Source organism: Rouxiella chamberiensis (assembly GCF_026967475.1).
Classification (GTDB): Bacteria; Pseudomonadota; Gammaproteobacteria; order Enterobacterales; family Enterobacteriaceae; genus Rouxiella; species Rouxiella chamberiensis.
This window is the reverse complement of the sequence record NZ_CP114058.1, coordinates 2,481,311-2,505,806: the sequence shown is the minus strand read 5'-3', so window position 1 is coordinate 2,505,806 and position 24,496 is coordinate 2,481,311. Positions and strand designations below refer to the sequence as shown.

Sequence of the window (24,496 nt, the reverse complement as noted above, 5' to 3'; positions counted from 1 at the left end):
AATCTCTTTAACTTTCAGCCACGAGGGACGCTATGAAATCTTCACAGGACTATTTCGCGACACTGAATCGCGACTATCTCAAGGTTCATAAAACCAAAGAAGAGTTGTTCTGGCAAAACTATATGGGCACCGGAGACGAGACGATTTCCGCCCGCTTTTCCGCCGCTGAAAGCGCCTTTAAACGCTTTGTTGCCAATCCGGGTCGATTGGCCGAATTGCGCGAGCATCTGGCCGCCGTCGAAGCCGAGCCAAAGAGTGAGGCGCGCGATGCGCTGTTGGCCGGTCTGCAAGGCTGGTACCGCTTCTTTGACTGCAATGCGATTGAAGATCCACAGGCACAGGCGCTGCTCGACGAGATTATCGAGGCCGAATCCGCGCTCTATAACAAACGCAAACAGCATCGCTTGCTGCACCTGAACAGCCGGGGCGAGCAGGTGGCCGCCTCGCTGGGCGAGCTGCTGACCAATCAGGCCACCAACGAAAACGAAGAGTATCGCCGCAGTTCTCAGGTTGCGCTGCGCGAACTGGAGCAGTGGCTGCTGCAAAATGGTTTCCCTGAGCTTATCGCGCTGCGTAACCGTTTTGCCCGTCAGCTGGGATATCGCAACTATTTCGATTACAAAATCAATAAAACCGAGCAGATGACGCCCGAGCAACTGTTCGCCATTCTCGACCGCTTTGAAGAACAGACGCGCGAAGGCAATGTGCGCAGCCTGAACGAGCTGGTGGCCCGCAAGGGAGATGGCGCGTTGATGCCGTGGAACATCCGCTATGCCAGCGCGGGCGACGTGACGCGTCAGCTGGATCCCTATTTCCCGTTCGCCGATTCGCTGGGCCGCTGGATAAACAGCTTCAAACGGCTCAACATCGGTTTCAACGGCGCGGAGATGCAGCTCGACCTGCTGGTGCGCGAAGGTAAATATGAAAACGGTTTTATGCATGGACCGGTGCCGCCTTTCGTTGATGGCGACACCTGGGTGCCCGCCGTCATCAACTTTACCAGTCTGGCGAAGCCCGATCAGGTCGGCAGCGGCGCGAGCGGTTTGAATACCCTGTTCCATGAAGGCGGCCATGCCGCGCATTTCGCCAATATTCGCCAAAATGCGCCGTGTTTCTCGCAGGAGTTTCCGCCGACGTCAATGGCCTACGCCGAAACCCAGTCGATGTTCTGCGACAGCCTGCTGGACGATGCCGACTGGTTAAAACGCTATGCGAAAAATGAACGCGGCGAACCCGTACCGGATGCCCTGATTGAGCAGAGTATTGCCGCGCGTCAGCCGATGCGTGCCTTCAACGAGCGCCATATTCTGCTCATGCCGTATTTTGAGTGGCAACTCTATCAGTGGCCGGAAGAAAAATGTACGCCAGAGGCGATAACGGCGCTGGCGCGCGACGTTGAAACGCATATTCTCGGCGTGGCCGGAAGCCCAAGGCCGACGCTGGCGGTGCCGCACCTGTTGTCACTCGAGTCTGCATGCTCTTATCAGGGCTATCTTCTCGCGTTGATGGCGGTTGAACAAACGCGGGCCTTCTTCCTCAAACGCGACGGCTATTTAACCGATAACCCCGCGATCGGCCCCGATCTGGCAAAACATTACTGGACGCCGGGCAACAGTGTGACGCACGACGAGACGCTGCGTAGCCTGACGGGTGAGGGTTTTAATCCCGATTATCTGGCGCAGGCCTGCAATCAAACGGTGGAATCCGCATGGCAAGAAGCCCGGCAGGTGATGGCCAGCGCCGCTGCGCGTGAACAGCCTGCCGCCGATTTTGACCTCAACGTGCATATTCGCGTGGTTGATGGTCATCGTGTGCTGGCCGATAACGCCGAAGGCGATGAAGCCATGTGTCAGGACTTTGCCGATTTCGTCGAGCAGACCTATTTGGGCAAATAAAGCAAGCGTCCCCCTCTCTTCGACGAGAAGGGGACGTTTTTTTAGCGGGCGTCGGGGCGAGTCAGGTCGAAACGCAGTGCCTCAGAAATGCCGTAATAGGCTGAAGGACCGCCCGCACGAAGCACTGGTTCGGCAAGAGCCGTCTGGTAGACGCCTTCCTCATTGAGGAGATGACGCGCAATATGCACCGCCACGACTTCGCCGAGCACCAGCCAGGTATCGATTTTCTCGCCCGCCGCGCCTTGCAGCTGAATACATTGCGAGAGTTTGCATTCAAAATTCACCGGACTTTCCAGTACCCGATCGGCCTTGACGATGCTGCCCTGCACGGGGGTCAGACCGGCAAACTCGAATTCATCGCGCCCATGCTCGAGCGAGGCCGAACTTTCATTCATTTTCACGGCCAGACTGCGTGTCGTCAGGTTCCAGACAAATTCGCCGGTTTCGACGATATTTTTCACACTGTCTTTCCAGCCGCTGCTGGCGAATCCGATAATCGGTGGACGGTAGTTGAAACAGTTGAAGAAACTGTAAGGCGCGAGGTTGCGCTGGCCCTGCGCGCTGCGTGACGCTATCCAGCCGATGGGGCGAGGCCCGACGATGGCGTTCAGCGGGTCGTGCGGCAGGCCGTGTCCTTTGGCAGGTTCATAGAAATAGCGGTCGTCGGAGCTCATGATTCACCTTTTCCTGGTTAAATTATTTCGGCAAAAAACTTTCATTGATCAACAATAGTACAGTTTCTCAATACCCTAACCGATTCCGAACCTACACACAGTGGCCGGGTGTGTGATGCCCACAGCCACGGGCTGCCGTTTGTGTTATCTTACGCGGCAGAATTTTACCCGCCGTTGCGGCCCGACATCATCGGTCGGCATGCGGGCGAGCTTAACATTGATATTGGAGAGTCATTCAGGTGGAAAGAAAGAAAGCGATTCCGCAGGATAAAAAGATTGTTTTCCCGCAGGAAAAAGCGGGCTTCACGCGCGAAATCGCCATCGCAGCCGCTATGATTTTCCGGCACTGATCGCCAGCAGCCCGGAGCTTGAACCTTTTGTGGCCGAAAACAAATGGGGCGATCTGTCGATCGACTTTGCCGATCCGCAGGCCGTTAAAGCCCTGAACCGCGCGCTGCTGCGTCATTTCTATCAGATTGAAAACTGGGATATTCCGGCCGATTACCTGTGTCCGCCCATCCCGGGCCGCGCCGATTACATTCACCATCTGGCGGACCTGCTGGCCGGTAACAATAACGGCGTTATCCCGCAGGGCAAAAACATTGCGATTCTGGATATCGGCGTAGGCGCCAACTGTATTTATCCCATCATTGGCCTGCGTGAATACGGCTGGCGTTTCACGGCGAGCGAAATCGACGCTGTGTCGATGGCGGCTGCGAAAAAGATTGTGGCGACCAACCCGTTGCTGACCAATCAGGTGCGTTTCCGTTTGCAGGCCAAGCCGCCACGGATTTTCGATACCATCATTCGTCACGACGAGCGTTACGACGCGGTCCTGTGTAATCCGCCGTTCCACGCCTCGGCCGAAGAGGCCGCCGCCGGCAGTCAGCGCAAGCGCCAAAACCTCGGCACCGATCGTCGTGGCGACAAGTCGGAATTAAACTTCGGCGGCCAGCACAATGAGTTGTGGTGTGAAGGTGGCGAAGAAGCTTTCGTCGAGCGCATGGTGGAAGAGAGCGCGACCAAAGGCAACAACTGCCTGTGGTTCACTGTGCTGATTTCCAAGAAGACTACGCTGCCACTGATTTATGACGCGCTGGAAGAAGCCGGAGCCACCAACGTCAAGACCGTAGAGATGGCGCAGGGGCAGAAAGTCAGCCGTTTCGTCGCCTGGACCTTCCTGACGACGTCACAGCAGAAAGCCTGGGTCGGTAAACGCTGGGGCTGAGTGCCTGCAGCGTCTCACGGATAGCATTAAAAAAGGCCTCGAAAGAGGCCTTTTTCATTAAGAAACGTGTTGCAGGAATTCGCGCAGACGTTCGCTTGGCGGGTTGCCGATAAGCTCGGCCGGAGGGCCATCCTGGGCAATACGGCCTTTATCGATAAAGATAAGGCGCGATGCCACTTTCTCGGCAAAGCCGACTTCGTGGGTCACGATAACCATCGTCATGCCTTCTTCCGCCAGATCTTTCATGACGGTCAGCACTTCGTGGCGAAGTTCCGGGTCAAGCGCGGAAGTAGGCTCATCAAACAGCATCAGCTTCGGCTTGACTGCCAGCGCACGGGCAATCGCCACGCGCTGCTGCTGACCACCGGAAAGCTCGGACGGATAGTGGTTCGCCCTTTCTGAAAGGCCCACTTTCGCCAGCAACTCTTTTGCCAGCTTCTGTGCCTCATCCTTGCTCGCACCACGCACGCGGACAGGGCCGAAGGCCACGTTTTCCAGTGCCGTCATGTGCGGGAACAGGTGGAACTGCTGGAACACCATGCCGGCTTCCTGACGAATCAGGCGATCGTCGACCTTGGGGTCATTGACCTTAAGCCCGTCGACGATCAGTTCGCCGGAGGTAATTTCTTCCAGCTTGTTGATGCAGCGCAGCAGCGTAGACTTACCGGAACCTGATGGTCCGATGATAACCACAACTTCGCCCTGATTGATTTTCAGGTCGATATCGTGAAGCACCTGGGTTTTCCCGAAGTGTTTGGAGACGTTTTTAAATTCAATCATAAAATTTTCAGTTTGCGTTCCAGGCGGCGCATAGCAAAGCTCAGTGCCAGCGTGATAATCAGATAGATAACGGCAACCGCACTCCAGATCTCCATTGCACGGAAGTTACCGGCAATGATTTCCTGACCTGAACGTGTCAATTCCGCTACGCCGATAACGATAAACAGCGAAGTATCTTTGATACTGACAATCCATTGGTTACCCAACGGCGGCAACATGCGGCGCAAAGCCAGCGGCATGATGATATAGCGCAGGGTAGCACGACGTGAAAGCCCCAGCGCCAGACCCGCTTCGTTAAAGCCACGGTTAATGGATTGTACTGCACCACGGGTGATTTCGGCGATATACGCCCCCGAGTTGATCACAATGGTAACGACGGCGGCGGTAAAGGGATCGATTCGAATACCGCTAATCATCATTGGCAAGGCAAAATAGATAAACATAACCTGGACAACGATTGGAGTACCGCGAATAAGCTCAATGAAAACCAGAGCAATATTTCGGCTGACAACGCCGCCAAATGCACGCGCAAAGCCCGCAATGACGCCGATAATCAGACCTCCAACTAAACCCAGGATAGAAATCCACAGGGTCATCTTGGCGCCTTCGGCAAGGATAGGAAGAGCGGCCCAAACAACGCTCCAGTCAAACTGCATGGATTAATCTCCTGATAAACAAAAACAAAGCCGACCCTGGTGACAATCACTCAGGGCCGGTGATATAGCCGGACGCGTTACACGTCGGGAAGCTATACCTCATTACTGCATTTATTTAGGTTCGGTATCGAACCATTTTTTGTAGATAGCGGCATAAGTCCCGTTTGCACGCAGGGTTTTCAGTGCGGCATTCACTTTCTCGCGCAGTGCGCTGCCTTTCGGGAACGCCACGCCGTAATCCTGACCTTCAACGGTCGGACCTACCGTCTTGAAGTTGCCGTGACCGGCAGTCTTGATGTAGTACTGAATGTTTGGAGCATCAAACAGAACGGCATCGGCACGGCCGGTACCCAGTTCCATGTAGGCGCTGTCGATGTTCGGGAACTGACGCACGTCTTTTGGTTTCAGATTGGCGGCAATGTAGTTGACGGAGCTGGTGCCGCTTTTCACTGCAACCACTTTACCGCTCAGATCAGGAACGCCCTTGATGTCGGTGTTGTTGGCTTTAACCATGGTAATCAGGCCGCTGGTGTAGTAACCGTCGGAGAAATCAACCGCCTGCGCGCGTTGTGGGGTAATGGTCATACCGGCCAGCGCGACGTCGATGTTCTTGGTCTGCAGGGCAGGAATGATACCGTCGAAATCCATTGGTTTCAGGGTATAGGAGACTTTCATCTCTTTCGCCAGCGCGTCCCACAGGTCGATATCAAAACCAACGTACTTGTCACCCTGTTTGAATTCGAAAGGAACGAATGCGGTATCCGTTGCAACGATCAGTTTTTCTTCTGCTGCGTGTGTGCTTACTGCAAAGGCCAGCGTCAGGGCGGCCAGGGAAACCTTCAACATCGACTTCATAAGTACAATTTCCTATGTCTATTTATGGGAGAACCTACCCTTTAATCGTTACGCGCTGTGATAAGCAAAAGTTATGCCAATTTTCACATTCGTTTTATTTCAAAGGGTTAGTTGCCACTCATTGGCATGATTTGCTAAAACATACCCCTTAATGCACCAAAATAGTGCCTGATGATTTCATTGCGTGCCATTTTGGTGCGAAGTCTCAGGCTAAACTATTTTTTGTTCCAAAACTGCGCATTTATTAACATTAAAATACATAAAGCACGTAAATATGCTAACAATTTGTCTTGATTAAATGAATGTCTGCCATTTTTTGGCGCGCAGGAAAGGGTGCGGAAAGGGGAAGAGGACGTGGAGGGACAGGTGTGCCCAGTTTTGGTGCGATAGAGATTGAGCGAGATGTGAAGACAAAAAAGGAGAGCCGAAGCTCTCCTTTTTAATATCAGGCAATTGTGTTGCCCGTGCCGACATGCGCGCGGGCGGCCTGACTCGTTATTCGATGTTGGCTTCGATGAACCACAGGAATTTATCCAGATCACGAGACGCGGCAGTGAAGATATCTGCGGTGTCTTCGTCCTGAACTTCCGTAATGGCTTTACGCGTATCGTTTGCCACGATGCCGTAACGTTCAGCCAGCGCTTTCAGGTGCTCCTGAACGGAATGAATGTTGGTTGGATAGCTTTTCAGAGGCGTCTTGTCGTTCACTACCTGCACAGTACCCAGCGCTACGCCGCCCAGCTGGATGGCACGTTTCTGCAATGGTATCCAGGTGGTCGGTGATCGCCGTGCGGAAACCATCAAGCATTTCATGCACGCCGATAAAGTTTGCGCCACGCATGTTCCAGTGTGCCTGCTTGGTTATCAGGGACAGGTCGATGAACTCCACAACCAGTTTGTTCAGTACCTTGACGGTTTCGATTTTGGTGGTTTCATCAACATCATTGCGTGTGAAAATAAGTTCAGAAGATTTTGTTTTAACCAGTTTAGCGGTACTCATCATTAATATCCTCTTTAGTGAGTCGTTATCTTGTATCGATATCATTAACTTTCTGGAAATAAGTATAGCAACGATTTCGCATCATGTTGGAAAATATTGCCTATCGTTTGTATCGTCAGAAACGAAGACGAATAAAGCCATCATTTGATGCATTTATTGCTGAAATATTACACGTTACGTCATTGAGATATATTTTACTGCGTTACCTTCTACCCTATGGGTCAACAGGATTAATATCAACCCATTGCGATTTATTTTTAATTATAACTTTGATTTTTAGTGTTATTTTTTCGTGTTATTTAAATGCATATGTAATTGTTAAATCTAAATGGGATTTATTTTCATTGTCATTCCATTAATAACGTTGACCCTTTATTAAGAATTATCTGCAATTTTTGCTTGTTAGCCTTTTACATTCGAAAAAATAACCCCGTGATATCTATGTAGGGTTATTTTCTGTGTGTTGATGGCACCATTTGCAAATATAGGAGGGTGTTTTTAGAGTGTCAGATTGCCGCTAAACAGAATGCTGCCCAACGGTTGTCCCGTAGGCGAACCGCCTTTCTGTTCCAGCGTGATGGCAAGCGTCGCCTGCCCTTTGGCCAGAGAGTCGGTCATCGCAAACTGCGTTGCGTGTTGCGCATCGACCAGGCCAAGAGAAACGGGTTTCCCTCCTGCGGGAATAACCCATAGCTCGAGGCTACGATCGCTTGCGACCGGCGCAGCGTGTAGCGGCGTCAGCCTGAGCGACTGTCTCTGGGAAGAGGCCGTATTCTCGGCAGTGACCACCCACTGCCCGGCAATCCGGCTGTCGGCGGCAGTGGCCAGAACGGCAATCGGCGTGGCCCGCTGCGGTGCGGTTTCCCAGATTTTTGGCACCAGCAGCAGCGCCGCCAGTCCGGCCGCCACCGCCCATCCGAGATAGGCACGGGCAAAGCCTTTACGTTGAACAGCCGGGGATGCTTCGTCTGACGTCTCTTGCGGCACGGGTTTCGGCGGCAACTGGAGTTGAATTTTTTCCAGACCGAGTCGGGCGGCGTCACGGGCGTCAGGTGATTATCGAGCTGTGAGAAGGCTTCCTGCCAGCGCGCCACGTCGGCGGCGAGGACGGGGTCCTGCTGCATTTGCTGCTCGAACTTGAGGCGCGCAGGGCCTCTCAGCGTGCCGAGCGCATACTCTGCCGCCAATGCGGCGTGATATTCGCGTCTAGTTTTCATAGGCCTACACAGCTCTTCAGGTGGTCGAGCGCGCGACGGATCCAGCTTTTTATCGTGCCCAAAGGTTGTTGTAAATGGTCGGACACTTCACTGTGCGAGAGTCCCTGATAATAGGCCAGCACCAGACTTTGCCTCTGTTCCGGTGGGAGATGCCCCAGACATTCCGCCAGTTTTTTTGCCTCACCGTCTTGTTCGAGATGAAGTAGCGGTTGAGAGTATTCTTCGACAAGCGCGTCCTGCATCTCTTCCTCCAGCGCGAGATGCTGATTGTCGGCCCCGCGCAACCAGTCGATAGCACGGTTTCGCACAATATGCGTCAGCCAGGTCATGGGTGAACTTAGCGCGGCATTGTAGCTTGCGGCGCGGTTCCAGACGGTGAGATAGCAGTCGTGCAGCACTTCTTCAGCCCAGGCGTGGCGACGCAGCATGCGCAGCGCAACGGCGAACAGTCGGGGAGAGGTCAAACGGTAAAGTTGCTCAAAAGCCTGGCGATCGCCGGCGGCAACGGCCTGCATCAGCGTTTTGTGCAGCACGCTGTCGCTTGGCGGAATAGGGTTTTCGGCATGCTCTTTCATTCGCTCTTCCTGAAGACCAAAGGATGCAGTACACCGGTGTGGTACTGCATCCCCCGGCTCAGTCCCTGCGGGACAGAGCTTAGTATAGACGCTGATTTTATTTAGGCATCAACACGGTATCTATCACATCGATGACACCGTTTTTCTGCTGGACGTCATAGGTGCTGATGTTGGCCATGTTGCCCTTGCCATCTTTCAGCTGAATATTGTGCGGACCGTTGGCCATAATCCACAGCGGTTGACCATTTACGGTTTTCAGCTCTGCATGACCGTTGCCTTTCTTGATCAATTTTTCGAGATCTTTCATCTCGTATTTCCCGGCCACGACGTGATAGGTCAGGATGCTGGTCAGCATGGCCTTGTTTTCAGGCTTGACCAGATTGTCGACGGTGCCCGCCGGCAGTTTGGAGAAGGCGGCATTAGTGGGCGCGAAGACGGTGAAAGGGCCTTTCCCCTGCAAGGTATCGACCAGACCTGCGGCTTTGACGGCGGCGACCAGCGTCGTGTGATCCTTGGAGTTCAACGCGTTTTCGACGATATTTTTCGATGGATACATTTCAGCGCCACCGACCATGGTGGTATTGGACATCATTGCTGCCATTGACGCGGTGCTAAACAGCAGAGAAGCGCACAGAGCGGTACGGATAATCGTTTTCATGATGTAATCCTTCAGGTTGAGTCGACAAGTTGTTTGCCTTACCTCTGTACATACGAGGCATCGCGCCTGCTGGATGCAAAAAAAGAGCGAAATAAATAATATATTTCGCTCTTTTTTAAATTCATTTGTTTTACAAAGCGTTATTCGGCTAATGAGGCTCGGCTTTTAGGGCGTCCAATTTGGAACGCTTGCGCGCCGTCAGCGTAGAACCGGCCGATGCGGCGATGATGGCGGCCAGCGCCGTCCACTGTAGCGGTGTGAGGTGCTCGCCAAGAAACAGAATGCCCGACAACGCTGCAACGGCAGGCTCGAGACTCATCAGGGTTCCAAAGGTTTTGGCGGGCAGGCGGGTGAGCGCCATCATCTCGAGCGAGTAGGGCAGCGCCGAACTGAGAAGGGCTATGCCCAGGCCGATAGGCAGAATATCCAGCGTAAACACGCCGCTCTGCGCCTGTGCGATTCCGATGGGGCAGAAAATCAGCGCGCCTATCGTCGAACCCAGCGCCGCAGTGCCGGGGCCATAACTGCTGCCGGCGCGTTGGCCCGCCAGAATATAGACTGCCCAGCAAGCGCCCGCTATCAGCGCGTAGCAGGCACCTACGAGATCAATGCTTGATACGCTATGACCCAGGGGCAAAAGGAACCACAGGCCCGTGACGGCGAGCAGAATCCAGATAAAGTCGATGGCGCGACGTGAAGAGAACATGGCTACGGCGAGCGGGCCGGTAAATTCAAGCGCAACGGCCACGCCGAGCGGCACCGTGCGAATTGCCAAATAGAAGGTATAATTCATGCAGCCTAGCGCGACGCCATAAATCAGCAGCGATCGCAGATTGCCGCCGCGCATGGTTAAACGCCACGGTCGAAAGTAACAGAGCAGAATGATTGAGCCCATGCTGAGTCTCAGCGCCGTAACGCCCTGAGAGCCGACAAGGGGGAAAATCGATTTTGCCAGCGCCGCGCCGCCTTGCAGAGAAAGCATGGCGATAAGCAGCATGGCAACCGCGACCAGAGGATTATGAATTTTGGCAGGCGCAGCTGTCACTCCCTCGGCTTCATGACCGGAGTGGTGCGCATTGGGCGAATTGTTTTTCAAAGACTCGGTATCCCTTCGAGTGAAGCAGGCTAAATGACCCCGCCATTGTACCGAGATGTGAAAATCTTGGGAGAAAAAGGGGAAATAAAGCGTAATATTTTTTGCTTCAACAGGATGTTTGAGAATTTTCCGCCCTAAAAATGCTGCATTTTTACCCAAAGGTTTAGGAATTTTCTGCTAATATGAAAAAGTTCAATAAGTTTGTCTTATATTATTTCGGCTAAAAAGCTGTTATAAAATAAAGAGATATATCATTATGGACACTTCCTGTTACACCATATGTTGCTTTGGACATCGTAATAGAGGCAGAGTTTCACACTGCTTTTTGTTATATTTTTGTGGTGAAGGTTGTTTTGATTCCCTTTTTTGAGGTGGTTATGAAAAAAATTGCATGTCTTTCCGCATTAGCTTGCGTAGTAGCTTTAGGTACTTCAAGTGCATTCGCTGGCACCAGCACCGTTACTGGTGGTTATGCTCAGGGTGATGCGCAAGGCGTTCTGAACAAAGTTTCGGGCTTCAACTTAAAATACCGTTACGAGCAGGATGACAACCCATGGGGCGTAATCGGCTCCCTGACTTACCTTGAGAAATCTGATTCTTACGGTAGCACCTACAAGAAAGGCACCTACTACGGTGTGACTGCAGGTCCAGCTTACCGTATCAACGACTGGGCAAGCATCTATGGCGTGGTCGGTGTAAGCGTAGCTGAGTGGGACACAATCAACAACGCACAGTCCACTACCGAGCGTACTCGTAACGAACCAACCGACGCTGGCTTCACCTACGGCGCGGGTCTGCAGTTCAACCCAATCGAAAATGTTGCACTGGACTTCTCTTACGAGCAGAGCCGTATCCGCAACACCGACGTTGGCACCTGGATCGCAGGCGTGGGTTACCGCTTCTAATTATCGAACCCTGGCGGCCTGAAATTCAGGCGACCACGATTCGAAAAAAACCGCCTCCCGGGGCGGTTTTTCTTTTTCTTGATTCCCTCTTCCCACACGTATTCTGCCTAAATTCCGCTATACCAGTTATACCCCTGATCTTCCCAATATCCGCCGGGATAGGTATCGGTCACAAAAATGCCGCCGATGTGCTTGGCGTTTTTGAATCCCAGCTTGGTCGGCATTCTCAGTCGTAAAGGATAACCAAAGTCGGGAGGCAGAGGCTTGCCGCCGAAATCCAGCGCCAGAATGGTTTGCGGATGCAGCGCGGTTGCCATGTCGATACTGGAATAGTAGCGATCGTCGCATTTGAAGCCGACATATTTACAGGTCAGATCCGCCCCGACGTGCTCGAGGAAAGTCTTGAGCGGCACACCGCTCCATTGGCCGATGGCGCTCCAGCCCTCAATGCAGATAAGCCGGGTAATCTGACTGCTTTGCGGCAAACGTTGCAACTGCTCCAGTGTCCACGATGCTTTCTTCTCGACCTTGCCGGAGACTTCCAGCCGGTAATTGGGAATATCTATTTCCGGCACATTGTATTCGGGATAATAGGCGTTAAAGCGGAAAGGGTGCGTTATCTGGTCGGGTCGATAGGTTTGCGCCAGTTTCTGACCGCCAAATAGCCAGCCCTGCACGCGGTCATTCCAGCGCGACATTGCCCACAGCACTTTATCGACCTCGTCGCCATCCTGCATGTTACAGCCCGTCAACATCGATACCGCGCCCAGCGTCAGGCCCGATTTAATCATCAACCGGCGTTCGATATTGACCAGTTTTTTGCGCTGGTCCGGCTCGAGAATGATTTTTGGCCGCTTTTTTCATCACTCATCGGCGGGATCTCCTGAATTATTCGCCACCACTTTTCCGCCGGTAATCATGCCCGGCAGCGTTTTGGGTACCAGCAGCACCATCGCCACATGCACCACGACAAACAGCATCACGCCGCTCATGGCAAAGAAATGTACGTAACGCGCTATAGTAAAGCCGCCCATCAGCGCCACCAGTCCGCTGAACTGCACCGGCTTCCAGATGGACAGTCCCGACAGCACCAGCAACACACCAAGCAGCAAGACGCCGACATACATCAGCTTTTGTACTGCGTTGTATTGACTGGATTTATGCGACAGGCGAAAGCGCAGGGCATCGACAAGATCATGCCAGACGGAGGTCGGGGTAAACGGCAGAAAGCGGCGTTTGAAATGACCGCTGAATAGGCCCCACAGCACATAAAAAAGGCCGTTGGCCGCCAATACCCACATCACGGCAAGGTGCCAGCCAATGTTGCCGCCGAGCCAGCCGCCGAGCGTGGTTATCTGGGGAAAGGTAAAATCGAAAATCGGGTCAGCGTTGTAAATCCCCCAACCGCTCATCACCATGCCAATCATCACCAGCAGATTGACCCAATGACAGATCCTTACCGGCCAGGGGTGGATTCTTTTTTTACGCATCAGAGTTTCCTTGGAAGGGGCAGCTCCGGCCCGCCCTGAAACGCAGACACGTGAGGGAGGCGGGCCGAAGCTGTTATTCGTACATCATTACATCGGCGGGGTAACGCCGTCTTTACCTGCCGCGATACCGCGAGCGGCCAGTGCGCCCTGCGCATCTTTAATCGGGAACAGGACGATATGCGCGCCAGGCTTCAGCAGGCTGCGATCGCCCGGTGCCAGCAGCACCACAGGTACGTTGTCAGGAACGACCACGGTTTTCTCGCCGTTCTGATATTTCACGGTCAGCGTGCGGCCATTGCTGTTGACCAGCTTGCCTACGGTGCCGTTGGTCATGGTATTGATTTTGCCGTCGGCCGATTCAAACGGGTTGAAACCTTCACCGCTGCCGCGCAGGCTTGGCGCGAATACGTGTACTTCCAGCGCCTTCAGCGTGCCGTTGGCCTGGGGAACCGCTGCGGTGCCGATGAAGCTGTCTGCCTGAATGTCGGACATCTTGCCTTCGGTAACCTGCGTGATTTTGGTCTGGTCGGTCAGTTTGACGTCCAGTTTTTCGCCCTGACGGGTGGTCAGCGTCACGGAGGTCGGGGTTACGGCATCGATGGTGCCGCGTGTCGGTTTAATGGTGTTACTGGCGTCGGCGGCAAAGGCACCGCTGGTCATCAGCAGGGAAGACAGCAATAAACCGGCAAGGCGTGAGGACTTAATCATAATACTCTCCAACTTTGTGAGGTGAGAAATAACAGTAAAGTCTAGCCTGCTCCACAGGAAGCAGGCGGGTAAGGCAACAAGCTTGAAAACAGAGACTTGATGGATAACCTGTTCACTAATGATAGTAAGAGTGAACGATTAACCGGGACCTGTTGATGACAAGTTGATGACAATATTGTCATCAAAGGTTTCCGGCAGAACTGATAGACTTTGTGCAGAACCGCGGGAGCGACAGAGGCACGAATGCGAATACTGGTTATTGAAGATGACGTCAGCACCGGCGACTACCTGAAAAAGGGGCTGGGCGAGGCGGGTTATCGCGTCGATCTGGCGCGTAATGGCGCAGACGGGCTGTTTCTTGCGCTCGAAGACAGCTTTGACGCCATCATTCTCGACGTCATGCTGCCGGGGCTGAACGGCTGGCAGGTGATGGAAGTCCTGCGCAAGAAGAGCGACGTGCCCGTGCTGTTTCTGACCGCCAGAGACGAGGTGCAGGACCGCATTCGCGGGTTGGAACTGGGGGCCGATGATTATCTGATTAAACCGTTTTCCTTCACCGAACTCATGCTGCGGGTGCGCACCTTGCTGCGTCGCGGTACGGTGCGCGAGTCTGATACCTATTCGCTGGCCGACCTGCATCTCGACGTGCTGCGCCGCAAGGTCACGCGGCAGGAGACCGTTATCCCGCTGACCAATAAGGAGTTTATGCTGCTGCACCTGCTGATGCGCCGCGAAAGCGAAGTGCTGTCGCGCACCATGATTGCCTCCCAGGTGTGGGACATGAATTTTGACAGCGATACCAACGTGGTCGATGTGGCGGTCAAGCGCCTGCGCAGTAAAATCGACCGCCCTTATGATGTCAAACTTATCCATACCGTGCGTGGTATCGGCTATGTCTGTGAAGTACGCGATTATGAATAATGCCGCCTCGTCCCGCCGATCCTTTTCGCTGACTCTGCGTTCCACGCTGTTATTTGCGCTGATTGCCGCGCTTGTGGTCAGCGCCGTGGGTTTCTATCTCTATTTTTCCATGGAGAAAGAGATGGTGCGCCGCGCCGACTATCAGGTAACCGGCCGCGTGCAGTATTTCAGGCAGCTTCTGGGCAACGATTTTCCGCTTTCGCAGTTGAGCCATAATCCCGGCTTGTTCGAGAATATGCTGGGTAACGAGCGCGATATCCTGCGTTTTCGACTCACGGGTGAAGCGCCGATTATCAACGTCAATCCCGGCCATATTGCGCTTCCTGCGGTGACACCCGTACCCGTTGGGCAGCCGTTGTCACTTGAAAGCGTTCATCATTTGCGCGCCGACGACGACACGCCGGTGCGTTTTGCCGTCGCCGATGTGCGGATGAAAAACGGGCAGACGGTCGAAATTCTGGCGGCCCATTTCATGGCGCCCGAAACTCGCATGTTGAAGGCGTTTCGTCTTGAGATTGTAGGTGCCGTGCTGCTGGCTTATGCGTTGATTGCCGGGCTCGGGTATATCGTCATTCGGCGCGGTTTGCGTCCGCTGCAAAAAATGGCGCTGGAAGCGGCGAGCATCCATCCGACCAGTCTTTCGACGCGGTTGAGCGAAGAGGGCGCGCCGCAGGAGTTGCAGCAGCTGATTCATTCATTTAACGACATGCTCGACAGGCTGGCAGAGGGCTATCAACGGCTGAACCAGTTTTCGGCCGATCTGGCCCACGAGATCCGCACCCCGATAGGCGCGCTGATGGGGCATTGTCAGGTCGCGCTCTATCAGACGCGCAGCACGGAAGAGTATGAAACGCTGCTGGCCAACAATATGGGCGAGCTGGAGCGCATTTCGCGAATGGTCGAAAATATTCTGTTTCTGGCGCGGGCCTCGCATGCGCGTTCGGTACTTACTATCGCGCCGTTATCGCTCGAAACCGAAACGCTGCGGGTGGTGGATTATTTCGAAGGGCTGGCCGAAGAACGCGGAATCAGCCTGCGCTGTCACGGCGAAGGCGTGGTCTTTGCCGATGCGTTGCTGTTCCAGCGCGCACTCAGCAATCTGGTCGCCAACGCCATTAACTATGGCGACGAGAACAGCGAAGTCGAGGTGTCCGTCGAACACCAGACAAGCCTCAGCACCGTCAATGTCGACAACGTCGGACCGCGCATTCCCGCCGAGAAGATAGATAAGCTGTTTGACCGTTTTTATCGTGCCGACCCTTCGCGCAGTGAAGGCGGGAGTTCCAACGGATTGGGGCTGTCTATCGTGCAGGCCATCATGGCGCTTCACCGTGGCGACGTGAGCGTTCGCCAGCTTCCTTGCGGCAAAATACGTTTCACGCTGGCGTTTCCAAAACAGCCCGTTTAGACGGCACTAGACCAATAAAGTAAATAAAATTTAAATAAGCCGCAAAAAAGGTCTTTTTTTCATATTGATAACTCAATGAAAGATAAGGATATTGTAAAGATTGTTACACTATCTTATGTTCTGTAATGATTGAAATGCAACGATCTTGACAGTTTCAGGGTCTGATAGGGTTATCGGCAGTCATTTAAATGCGCTCTTTTGAGACGTTGGCTCCGGCATGAGCGTGCAGTCGTCGCAAACAGACCTTTTAAAAAGAGCCTTTAGCCACCGATGTATAAATTTAGAGAATTGTCACAGCAAAAAATTTCACTGTTTATTGCCTTATATTTAGGGATTCTGTTAAACCTTCCCATTTTTTATCGCCGTTTTCACCAGTTGCACTATAACAACACGCTGTCGCTGGCCGTGGAAATGGTCGCTGCCTTCGCGCTGGTCTATTTTCTTGCCGTACTGGTATCGTTTACCGGGAAAACCGTTTTTCGCCTGGTGCTGAGTGTGGTGACGGTGGCGTCAGTGGCGGCCGGTTACTACATGATTGTGTTCAATGTGGATATCGGCTACGGCATTCTCGCCTCCGCGCTCGCGTTTGACTCGGTGGATCTCTCCAAGGAGTCGGTCGGTAATCATTTCATCATCTGGACCGTGCTTGTCAGTCTGCCGCCGTTGTTCCTGCTGTGGTTCAGCAAGATGCCCGGTGCTGCGCTTTTAGAATCGACCTGGCGCAAACTGGCGCTGTCGTTTGTTCTGCTTGTCGTGAGCGGTCTGGCGTGCTGGTTGCCGCTGAAGTTGATGGGCGATGCTCAGGAAGCTCATGACCGCGTCAGCAATCGCATGATGGCGAGCTATGGCGGCGTTGTAGCGGGCACTTACTCGCCTTCCAACTGGCTGTCGGCGCTGGGTCTGTTTATCTACAGCTCCTACAGTCAGGCTGAAGACAACAAGAATCTGTTCGACCCTGCCAAGCATTTCACCTATGTGCCGCCCAAAGATATCAACGATCTCTATGTGGTGATGGTCATTGGCGAGAGTGCGCGACGCGATCACATGGGCATTTACGGCTATGCCCGCGATAACACGCCGAATCTCGACAACGAGAAAAATCTGGCGGCGTTGCAGGGATACTCGTGTGACACCTCGACCAAGCTTTCGCTGCGCTGCATGTTTGTGCGCATGGGGGTGCAGCCGATAATCCCGAGCGTACGCTGAAAGAAGCCAATATCTTCTCCGTTCTGAAAAGTCAGGGATTCACCTCCGATCTGTTTTCGATGCAAAGCGAAGCCTGGTTCTACAACAAGACCAAGGCCGACGAATATTCTCTGCGCGAGAGTATCGCTTCCGAAAAGCGCAACGCGGGCAAACCCGTTGACGATATGCTGCTAATTGATGAAATGAAAGATTCGATGGCGCGCCATCCGCAGGGCAAGCATCTGATTATTCTGCATACCAAAGGCTCGCATTACCTCTATTCGGAACGTTATCCGCGCAGCTTTGCTCGTTATCAGCCCGAATGCATGGGTATCGATGATGCCTGTTCAACGGAAGAGATGGTCAATGCCTACGACAACTCGCTGCTGTATACCGACTATTTCCTCGAGCAGGTTTACAACCAGATGCGCGATAAAAACGCCATCGTGATTTACGCCTCCGACCATGGCGAGTCTATTTCCAAAAACATGCATTTCCACGGAACTCCGCGCGACCATGCGCCTATCGAGCAGCGTTCTGTTCCGATCATGGTGTGGGCGTCCGACAAGTTCCTCTCGGATGAACAAAATCGTCAGGGATTCCAGCAGTTACAGTTGATGGCTAAGAATAAAACACCGGCCTATCATGAAAAACTTTTCGACAGTATATTAGGCTGCTTGGGCTATACCTCGCCAAACGGCGGCATTGTGGAGCAACATAATTGGTGCCACGTGCAGGCAGCGGGATCACATTGAGAATAAAAAATGCAAAATGCACGTCTTGTGGTGGCGATCCTCACCCTGATTATGACGTTGTTGACCTTACTTCCCCTTTCCCGCAATCAGCGCTGGTGGGTTAGGGTTTGGGATTTCCCCGCCTGCAAATGGCGGTGTTGTCCGTCACTTTTCTGGTTATCGAACTGTGCCTCCTGCCAGACGGGGGGCCGTTGGCCGGTTTTATCGTTATTCTGGCGCTGGGCTGCACGGTTTATCAGAGCTGGTGGATTTTCCCGTACACCGGTCTGGCAAAAGTTCAGGTCAGGAAAACGCCTGCCACCCAACATTCACGCATTAAAATCATCAACTGTAACGTATTGATGACCAACAAAAAGACGGCGAAGCTGCTTGAGATTATCAAGCAGCACGAGCCGGACGTAGTGGTGCTGCTCGAAACCAATCACTGGTGGGAAACGCAGATGTCACCGCTCGAATCGACGTACCCGCATACCTTGAAGTGTCCGCTGGAAAATCTTTACGGCATGCACGTTTACTCGCGCTTTCCGATGATTAAGCCGAAAATTCAGTATCTGGTGGCCGAAGGTATTCCTTCGATGCATTTTCGCCTCGAACTGGCCGGTGGCGAGCAGGTGGTTATGCACTGTCTGCATCCCATGCCGCCGAGTCCTACGGAAGATGACGAATCGACCAACCGCGACGGCGAGCTGATTGCCGTGGGTCATACGGCGGCAAAGGCGAAGTATCCGACCATCGTGACCGGCGACCTCAACGATGTGGCCTGGTCGCGTACCACACGGCTGTTCATGAAAATCAGCGGCTTGCTGGACCCTCGTCGCGGACGCGGCATGTTCAACACCTTTCACGCCAGCTATCCTTTCCTGCGCTGGCCGCTGGACCATGTCTTTCACAGCAAAGAGTTTACGCTGGTCAATTTGGAACGCCTCGACGCCATGGGTTCCGATCATTTCCCGATCATGGTGGAGTTGGCGATTAATCCGCAGGAGGGCAGCACTCAGGAGCGCCTGGAGATTGAAGAGGGTGACCTCGAAGAAGCCAGCGAGAAGATGGAAAATGCGGGCATAAAAAGTCAGGACGTTCATCAGGCGGAGTTTGCCAGACCGGGCAATGGGCGGTGATAGATTTGGAAATCTATCGGCAAACCTGCTGTTTTCCGAGGAGTTTTTAGATTGGGAATCTAGGGCAATTTTTTAAGGTCTAGGTTAAGGTCTAGGTCAAAAGCATGCGCTGCGCTTACTGGGCGGCGGCCCAGACCGCCCAAAGGGTGTGCCTGGGCCCACACCCTTTGGAATCCCGCGCCCTTTGCCCTCGCGACGCGATAAGTGCAAAATAACGACATCGTTTCAGTTACCCCGCCGTGTGGCGTGGGTCGCGGCGCTCCGCGCTCCCGTCACTCCGCTCGCGAGCCAAATACGTCTCGCTCACGCCGCCCTGATACCGCCAATCACAGCCTCTACCCCAAAACCGGCAACCCGCCCGCGGTCAAGACCCGTTCCCTCAAAGGGAAAAGCTTTTATGTTTCTCGTGTACTGCATGAACCCCTCTGTTAAATCATTCTGGAAATGGGGGTAAGTAAGGTCTTTCATTTTTTCTTCCAGAAATAAGCCGTTTTTGGGCGGGGAGGCGGAAGGATGAACACGATTTTGGGTAGAAGCTGTGATTGGCGGATTCGGGGTGGCGCGACCTACGTCACGCGCGGGAGTGTCTGGAAAAATCTACAAATTTTAAAATGGCACTGCCCGGTTCCGGTGCTGTGGGTTAAATGCCCATTGAAGTGTTGAAACCGGAAAAATTCCTCGGAACCTGTTGAACTTGAAAATGTTGGCAGGGATTCCAAATCCAGCATCCAACTTTTGCCTTGAGGTTTCAGATTTCAAATCTAAAACCTCAAGGCTGGGTCAAGCGAACTTTATTCCGGGAAGGTGAGGGTATTGCCCGGCGCTTCGCGGTTGATGTGCAGGAAGTTCAGGTGTCGCTCGTACTGGTCCAGAATGTCGTTGATAACCTGGTGTTTGGTAAAGTCCATCAGGTCATTACCCTGTGTCCCCTCAAGCAGGAAGGTTTCCAGACGGTAGTAGTGCGACTTCCCGGAGCGTGCGCGGTAGGTAAAGCCCGGCACGGCATAACGCTGCGGCCAGATCTGATAGATAAAGTTCTGCTCTTCACCCAACTTCACCAGCAACTCCAGATGATTGAGTTTTTCATCTTCCAGCGCTTCGCCTTCACTGTATTCCACCTTCGCACCGCGCAGTTTCCAGCTCGTTGGCCACGTCCTGCATTGCAGGACGACACACCGTATCCAGCATTTTTTGCGTGTGCGTCGTGCCCGGGAAGTTCATGACCCGCGACAGACGCTGCTTCCAGTTCAGTGCCGCGTCGCCGGTTGATGGCGTGGCAGGCGCAAAGTTCTGCAAGGTACTGGCACGTCGGTAATCTTCAAGACGCAGCGATTTATACAAACCTGCCATGATGAAGAAAATCACGAAACTGAACGGCAAGCCCATGATAACGGTAGTGTTCTGCAAGGCAGATACGCCATCGGTCATCAGCATTCCGAGCGTCAGCACACCAATGGTGACCGACCAGAAAATGCGCAACCAGTTCGGCGCATCGTTATTGATGTCGGCAAGCTTCGAGGTGAAGTTACCCAGCACCAGAGAACCCGAATCCGCCGAGGTGACGTAAAACAGCAGGCCGGTAATGGTGGCGACAGACGCACTCAGGGTAAAGCCCGGATACTGCGCCAGCAGACTGTAAACGCCGCGTTCGGGATGGGCTATCACTTCGTTGGCGAAGTTGATGTTGCCATGCAGAATCTGGTACAGCGCGCTGTTGCCAAAGATTGACAGCCAGAACAGGGTAAACACGAACGGAATGATAAGTGTGCCCAGCACGAACTGGCGAATGGTGCGTCCACGCGAAATACGCGCCAGGAACAGGCCGACAAACGGCGACCAGGCAACCCACCAGGCCCAGAAGAACAGGGTCCAGCTGTTCATCCACTCCGTAGGACGGTCAAAGGCAAAGGTGTTCAGTGTCATGCCCATAAAGCGATTGATGTAGTCGCCAATGTTCAGCACCAGCGCGTTGAGCAGGAACTCGGTATTGCCGAAGAACAGCAGGAACAGAATCAGTCCCAGTGCCAGCAGCACATTCAGCTCGGAGAGCATACGAATGCCTTTGTTCACGCCCGATGTCACCGACACGGTCGCCATAATCACCGACAGCAGAATAAGCGCCGCCTGCACGCCCAGATTTTCAGGGATGTGGAACAGCACTTTCAGCCCGTAGTTGAGCTGTACAACGCCGATGCCAAGCGTGGTCGCGATACCGAAAATCGTGCCGACGACCGCCGCGATATCCACGCTGTGGCCGATAGGCCCGTTGATACGCTTGCCGAAAATCGGGTACAGCGCCGAGCGAATGGTCAACGGCAGATTATAGCGATAGCTGAAATAGCCCAGCGCAATGCCCATCAGCGCATACATCGACCAGCCGGTCAGCCCGTAGTGGAACAGCGTCCAGACCATCGCCTGACGTGCGGCTTCCATGGTCTGACCCTGACCTTCCGGCGGCATCATGTATTGCGTTACCGGTTCGGCGACCGAGAAGAACATCAGGTCGATGCCGATACCGGCGGCAAACAGCATCGCAGCCCAGCTCATCATGCTGAATTCGGGTTTCGACTGCTCCGGTCCAAGCTTGATGGAGCCGAAACGTGACGCGGCGATAAACACCACGAAGACTATATACAGCGTGGCGGCCAGCATGTAATACCAGCCAAAGGTGGCGGAAACCCACTCCAGCGCCGCGCTGATTGCTTTTCCTGAGATATCGGTAAAGAAAATGGTCATCAGCGTAAAGGCCAGAATCAGCCCTGCCGAGGTAAAAAACACCACCTTGTTCAACGAGTCTTTTGGTTTATCCGAAAGTTCGATAGAAGCCATCGTTTTCCCATTCTTCAAAAGAAAAAAACATCAAAAAGAGAAGGTCAATCATGAAGTCCAAAAGCAGCGCGCCTTAGCGCATATCAAGAACACCGGGGACACCCATTCTTTACAAAAAACTGTCCTGACAGGAGATCCGCTGAGTGCACTGACTCTTAAATTCAATTTTTGACCGAAGGGTCAATCCACAGCCTTGCGGCTATTTATTCACCTTTTATCAACCATTTGGCAAATTAACTGCCTTGTTTTTATCACAAGGCCGTTGCCAGCCGGTAATAAAATATATTCATTTTTTATTGAACGTTCAATCAAAAAAAGTTTAATAGGGGCAGTTACGGCGTTAACGAACCATGAAACGAGCATCGAATCGGCCGTTTCACAACGCCATTTTCAGGAGTGGAGTTCATGCCCAAAGTTGGAATGCAGCCGATCCGTCGGCAGCAGTTAATAGAGGCGACGCTTGCCGCCGTGAACGAGGTCGGCATGCATGAGGCCTCTATTGCCCAGATTGCCCGGCGAGCCGGTGTCTCTAACGGCATCATCAGTCACTACTTTCGTGACAAGAACGGTCTGCTCGAGGCGACGATGCGTTATCTGCTGAGTCATCTGGGCGAGAGCGTCCGGAAAAGACTGGAAACGCTAAACGATGATGCCCCGACGGCGCGTCTGCGAGCGATTGCGCAGGCCAACTTTGATGAAGGGCAGACCAACGACCCGGCGATGAAAACCTGGTTGGCATTTTGGGCCAGCAGCATGCATCACCCCGAGCTGTATCGGTTACAGCAGGTGAACAGCAGAAGGCTCTACTCGAATCTATGCGTCGAGTTTCGACGTTTTTTACCTCATCACGAGGCACTTCTGGCGGCGAAAGGTCTGGCTGGACTGATAGACGGTCTGTGGCTGCGCAGTGCGCTGAGCCATCAGGAGTTTGACCGTCAGGAAGCGCTGCTGATTACGCACCGTTATATCGAATCACTGGCGCAGTCCGCTCCCCGCTGAGGGAGTGATGACGGATTTCGTTGCCCGCTTTGAAACAGGAGAATTTATGTCGCGCTTTGGCATGCAAAAACTTTATATCGACGGTCGCTTTCAGGAAAGCACCGGCACCGAGACTTTCCCGGCCATCAACCCGGCCAACGGCGAAACCCTCGCAGACGTTGTTTCGGCAACCCGCGACGATCTCGACCGCGCAGTCACCGCTGCGCAGAAAGGACAGAAAGTCTGGGCTGCCATGACCGCGATGGAGCGCTCCCGTATTCTGCGCAAGGCGGTCGACATTCTGCGCGATCGTAACGACGAGCTGGCGGCCATCGAAACTCTGGACACCGGCAAGCCGCTGTCGGAAACCACGGCCGTAGATATCGTCACCGGTGCCGACGTGCTGGAGTATTACGCGGGGTTGATCCCGGCGATTGAAGGCCAGCAGATCCCGCTGCGTGACAGCGCCTTCGTCTATACCCGCCGTGAGCCGCTCGGCGTCGTCGCCGGTATCGGCGCCTGGAACTACCCGATTCAGATTGCGCTGTGGAAATCCGCACCTGCACTGGCTGCGGGCAACGCGATGATCTTCAAGCCGAGCGAAGTAACCTCGCTGACTGCGCTCAAACTGGCTGAAATCTATACCGAAGCCGGCGTGCCGGACGGCGTATTCAGCGTACTGACCGGCAAGGGCGCGGAGATAGGTCAATATCTGACCGAGCATCCCGGCATCGCCAAAATCTCCTTCACCGGCGGTGTCGTCACCGGCAAAAAAGTGATGGCGAGTGCGTCGGCCTCGACGCTCAAAGAAGTCACCATGGAACTGGGCGGTAAATCACCGCTGATTATTTTCCCGGATGCCGACCTGGATAAAGCCGCCGACATCGCGATGATGGCGAACTTCTACAGCTCGGGTCAGGTTTGCACCAACGGCACCCGCGTTTTCGTGCCGAAAGCGTTGCAGGCCGAGTTCGAAAGCAAAATCGTCGAGCGCGTCAATCGTATCAAGCTGGGCCAGCCGACGGATGAAGCCGTCAACTTTGGTCCGCTGGTGAGCTTCCCGCACATGGAAAACGTGCTGCGCTTCATCGAAAGCGGTAAACGTGAAGGTGCGCGCCTGTTAATTGGCGGCAACCGCGTGACCGACGGCGAGTACGCGAAAGGCGCTTTCGTTGCCCCGACCGTGTTTACCGACTGCAACGACGACATGGAAATCGTGCGCGAAGAGATTTTCGGACCGGTGATGAGCATTCTGAGCTATGAAAGCGAAGACGAAGTGATTCGCCGCGCCAACGCGACCGAATTCGGTCTGGCGGCAGGTCTGGTGACCCGTGATCTCAACACGGCGCACCGCGTGATTCACCAGCTTGAAGCCGGCATCTGCTGGATCAACACCTGGGGCGAATCGGCGGCAGAAATGCCGGTAGGCGGGTACAAGCATTCAGGCGTTGGCCGCGAAAACGGCGTCAGCACGCTCGAACATTACACACAAATCAAATCCGTGCAGGTTGAGCTGGGCGAATTTAGTTCGGTGTTTTAAACCGCCGACCGCAAGAGGAGATTTT

At 53.7% G+C, this 24,496-nt stretch carries 16 protein-coding genes and 6 pseudogenes; 9 read left to right on the top strand and 13 right to left on the bottom strand.

The window, feature by feature from the left end:
* Positions 1–32 precede the first annotated feature (32 nt).
* Entirely contained in the window at positions 33–1,895 is a 1,863-nt protein-coding gene (locus O1V66_RS11610) for a M3 family metallopeptidase (protein WP_045046288.1), read from the top strand.
* 41 nt (positions 1,896–1,936) lie between these two features.
* On the opposite strand, the gene O1V66_RS11605 is transcribed toward O1V66_RS11610, so the two are convergent.
* The gene (locus tag O1V66_RS11605) at positions 1,937–2,569 is read right to left on the bottom strand and encodes a flavin reductase family protein (protein WP_045046289.1); all 633 of its coding nucleotides are present in this window, start codon (positions 2,567–2,569) and stop codon (positions 1,937–1,939) included.
* A 271-nt stretch (positions 2,570–2,840) separates the two neighbouring features.
* Here O1V66_RS11605 and rlmF point away from each other — a divergent pair.
* Positions 2,841–3,797 (top strand): annotated as a pseudogene (gene rlmF, locus O1V66_RS11600) (23S rRNA (adenine(1618)-N(6))-methyltransferase RlmF); the annotation flags it as partial.
* A gap of 57 nt (positions 3,798–3,854) precedes the next feature.
* Here rlmF and glnQ read toward each other — a convergent pair.
* The 8 genes and pseudogenes from glnQ to rhtA all read right to left on the bottom strand — a co-directional run bounded on the left by glnQ (position 3,855) and on the right by rhtA (position 10,583).
* A complete protein-coding gene (glnQ, locus tag O1V66_RS11595; RefSeq protein WP_045046291.1) occupies positions 3,855–4,577 on the bottom strand; it encodes a glutamine ABC transporter ATP-binding protein GlnQ in 723 nt (240 codons plus the stop codon).
* Complete coding sequence (glnP, locus tag O1V66_RS11590; protein ID WP_045046292.1) at positions 4,574–5,233, bottom strand: glutamine ABC transporter permease GlnP; 660 nt, start codon at positions 5,231–5,233, stop codon at positions 4,574–4,576. Before glnP ends, glnQ begins: the two co-directional genes overlap by 4 nt.
* Before the next feature lie 111 nt (positions 5,234–5,344).
* Positions 5,345–6,088 (bottom strand): glutamine ABC transporter substrate-binding protein GlnH, encoded by a 744-nt coding sequence (gene glnH, locus O1V66_RS11585; RefSeq protein WP_045046293.1) that lies wholly within the window; start codon positions 6,086–6,088, stop codon positions 5,345–5,347.
* Between the two features lie 495 nt (positions 6,089–6,583).
* A pseudogene (dps, locus tag O1V66_RS11580) lies at positions 6,584–7,088 on the bottom strand (DNA starvation/stationary phase protection protein Dps).
* Positions 7,089–7,586: 498 nt separating this feature from the next.
* Positions 7,587–8,305 (bottom strand): annotated as a pseudogene (locus tag O1V66_RS11575) (anti-sigma factor).
* On the bottom strand, positions 8,302–8,880 hold the full coding sequence (locus O1V66_RS11570) for a sigma-70 family RNA polymerase sigma factor (protein WP_045046295.1): 579 nt from the start codon (positions 8,878–8,880) through the stop codon (positions 8,302–8,304). The pseudogene O1V66_RS11575 and the gene O1V66_RS11570 overlap by 4 nt, the downstream one beginning before the upstream one ends.
* A 97-nt stretch (positions 8,881–8,977) precedes the next feature.
* A complete protein-coding gene (locus tag O1V66_RS11565; RefSeq protein ID WP_045046296.1) occupies positions 8,978–9,538 on the bottom strand; it encodes a fasciclin domain-containing protein in 561 nt (186 codons plus the stop codon).
* A gap of 148 nt (positions 9,539–9,686) precedes the next feature.
* Positions 9,687–10,583: a threonine/homoserine exporter RhtA gene (rhtA, locus tag O1V66_RS11560; protein WP_045046859.1), complete on the bottom strand. Its 897-nt coding sequence runs from the start codon at positions 10,581–10,583 to the stop codon at positions 9,687–9,689.
* 428 nt (positions 10,584–11,011) lie between these two features.
* On the opposite strand from rhtA, the gene ompX reads away from it, so the two are divergent.
* The gene (gene ompX, locus O1V66_RS11555; RefSeq protein ID WP_045046860.1) at positions 11,012–11,539 is read left to right on the top strand and encodes an outer membrane protein OmpX; all 528 of its coding nucleotides are present in this window, start codon (positions 11,012–11,014) and stop codon (positions 11,537–11,539) included.
* Positions 11,540–11,646: 107 nt separating this feature from the next.
* On the opposite strand, the gene O1V66_RS11550 is transcribed toward ompX, so the two are convergent.
* From O1V66_RS11550 to O1V66_RS11540, 3 genes are all read right to left on the bottom strand, one after another.
* Positions 11,647–12,384 carry a molybdopterin-dependent oxidoreductase gene (locus tag O1V66_RS11550; protein WP_269128354.1) on the bottom strand — a complete coding sequence of 246 codons (738 nt, stop codon included), beginning with the start codon at positions 12,382–12,384 and terminating at the stop codon, positions 11,647–11,649.
* A gap of 18 nt (positions 12,385–12,402) precedes the next feature.
* Positions 12,403–13,029, bottom strand: a complete 627-nt coding sequence (locus tag O1V66_RS11545) for a cytochrome b/b6 domain-containing protein (protein WP_045046298.1) — start codon at positions 13,027–13,029, stop codon at positions 12,403–12,405.
* A gap of 87 nt (positions 13,030–13,116) precedes the next feature.
* Positions 13,117–13,737, bottom strand: coding sequence for a hypothetical protein (locus O1V66_RS11540; RefSeq protein WP_045046299.1), 621 nt, complete (start codon positions 13,735–13,737; stop codon positions 13,117–13,119).
* A 243-nt stretch (positions 13,738–13,980) separates the two neighbouring features.
* On the opposite strand from O1V66_RS11540, the gene O1V66_RS11535 reads away from it, so the two are divergent.
* From O1V66_RS11535 to O1V66_RS11520, 4 genes and pseudogenes are all read left to right on the top strand, one after another.
* A complete protein-coding gene (locus O1V66_RS11535; RefSeq protein ID WP_045046300.1) occupies positions 13,981–14,658 on the top strand; it encodes a heavy metal response regulator transcription factor in 678 nt (225 codons plus the stop codon).
* Positions 14,630–16,066: a heavy metal sensor histidine kinase gene (locus O1V66_RS11530; RefSeq protein ID WP_241481353.1), complete on the top strand. Its 1,437-nt coding sequence runs from the start codon at positions 14,630–14,632 to the stop codon at positions 16,064–16,066. Before O1V66_RS11535 ends, O1V66_RS11530 begins: the two co-directional genes overlap by 29 nt.
* Positions 16,067–16,336: 270 nt before the next feature.
* A pseudogene (eptB, locus tag O1V66_RS11525) lies at positions 16,337–18,006 on the top strand (kdo(2)-lipid A phosphoethanolamine 7''-transferase).
* A 9-nt stretch (positions 18,007–18,015) separates the two neighbouring features.
* A pseudogene (locus tag O1V66_RS11520) lies at positions 18,016–19,124 on the top strand (endonuclease/exonuclease/phosphatase family protein).
* Positions 19,125–19,915: 791 nt separating this feature from the next.
* Here O1V66_RS11520 and O1V66_RS11515 read toward each other — a convergent pair.
* A pseudogene (locus O1V66_RS11515) lies at positions 19,916–21,953 on the bottom strand (choline transporter).
* A 405-nt stretch (positions 21,954–22,358) separates the two neighbouring features.
* On the opposite strand from O1V66_RS11515, the gene betI reads away from it, so the two are divergent.
* Both betI and betB read left to right on the top strand, forming a co-directional pair.
* Positions 22,359–22,952, top strand: a complete 594-nt coding sequence (gene betI, locus O1V66_RS11510) for a transcriptional regulator BetI (RefSeq protein WP_045046305.1) — start codon at positions 22,359–22,361, stop codon at positions 22,950–22,952.
* Between the two features lie 46 nt (positions 22,953–22,998).
* Entirely contained in the window at positions 22,999–24,471 is a 1,473-nt protein-coding gene (gene betB, locus O1V66_RS11505; RefSeq protein ID WP_045046306.1) for a betaine-aldehyde dehydrogenase, read from the top strand.
* Positions 24,472–24,496: the final 25 nt, after the last annotated feature.

What these genes read in the sequence shown, in the direction of transcription:
- O1V66_RS11610 (WP_045046288.1), top strand. Translation starts at nt 33, where the DNA reads ATGAAATCTTCACAGGACTATTTCGCGACACTGAATCGCGACTATCTC.
- O1V66_RS11605 (WP_045046289.1), bottom strand. Translation starts at nt 2,569, where the DNA reads ATGAGCTCCGACGACCGCTATTTCTATGAACCTGCCAAAGGACACGGC.
- glnQ (WP_045046291.1), bottom strand. Translation starts at nt 4,577, where the DNA reads ATGATTGAATTTAAAAACGTCTCCAAACACTTCGGGAAAACCCAGGTG.
- glnP (WP_045046292.1), bottom strand. Translation starts at nt 5,233, where the DNA reads ATGCAGTTTGACTGGAGCGTTGTTTGGGCCGCTCTTCCTATCCTTGCC.
- glnH (WP_045046293.1), bottom strand. Translation starts at nt 6,088, where the DNA reads ATGAAGTCGATGTTGAAGGTTTCCCTGGCCGCCCTGACGCTGGCCTTT.
- O1V66_RS11570 (WP_045046295.1), bottom strand. Translation starts at nt 8,880, where the DNA reads ATGAAAGAGCATGCCGAAAACCCTATTCCGCCAAGCGACAGCGTGCTG.
- O1V66_RS11565 (WP_045046296.1), bottom strand. Translation starts at nt 9,538, where the DNA reads ATGAAAACGATTATCCGTACCGCTCTGTGCGCTTCTCTGCTGTTTAGC.
- ompX (WP_045046860.1), top strand. Translation starts at nt 11,012, where the DNA reads ATGAAAAAAATTGCATGTCTTTCCGCATTAGCTTGCGTAGTAGCTTTA.
- O1V66_RS11545 (WP_045046298.1), bottom strand. Translation starts at nt 13,029, where the DNA reads ATGCGTAAAAAAAGAATCCACCCCTGGCCGGTAAGGATCTGTCATTGG.
- O1V66_RS11540 (WP_045046299.1), bottom strand. Translation starts at nt 13,737, where the DNA reads ATGATTAAGTCCTCACGCCTTGCCGGTTTATTGCTGTCTTCCCTGCTG.
- O1V66_RS11535 (WP_045046300.1), top strand. Translation starts at nt 13,981, where the DNA reads ATGCGAATACTGGTTATTGAAGATGACGTCAGCACCGGCGACTACCTG.
- O1V66_RS11530 (WP_241481353.1), top strand. Translation starts at nt 14,630, where the DNA reads ATGTCTGTGAAGTACGCGATTATGAATAATGCCGCCTCGTCCCGCCGA.
- betI (WP_045046305.1), top strand. Translation starts at nt 22,359, where the DNA reads ATGCCCAAAGTTGGAATGCAGCCGATCCGTCGGCAGCAGTTAATAGAG.
- betB (WP_045046306.1), top strand. Translation starts at nt 22,999, where the DNA reads ATGTCGCGCTTTGGCATGCAAAAACTTTATATCGACGGTCGCTTTCAG.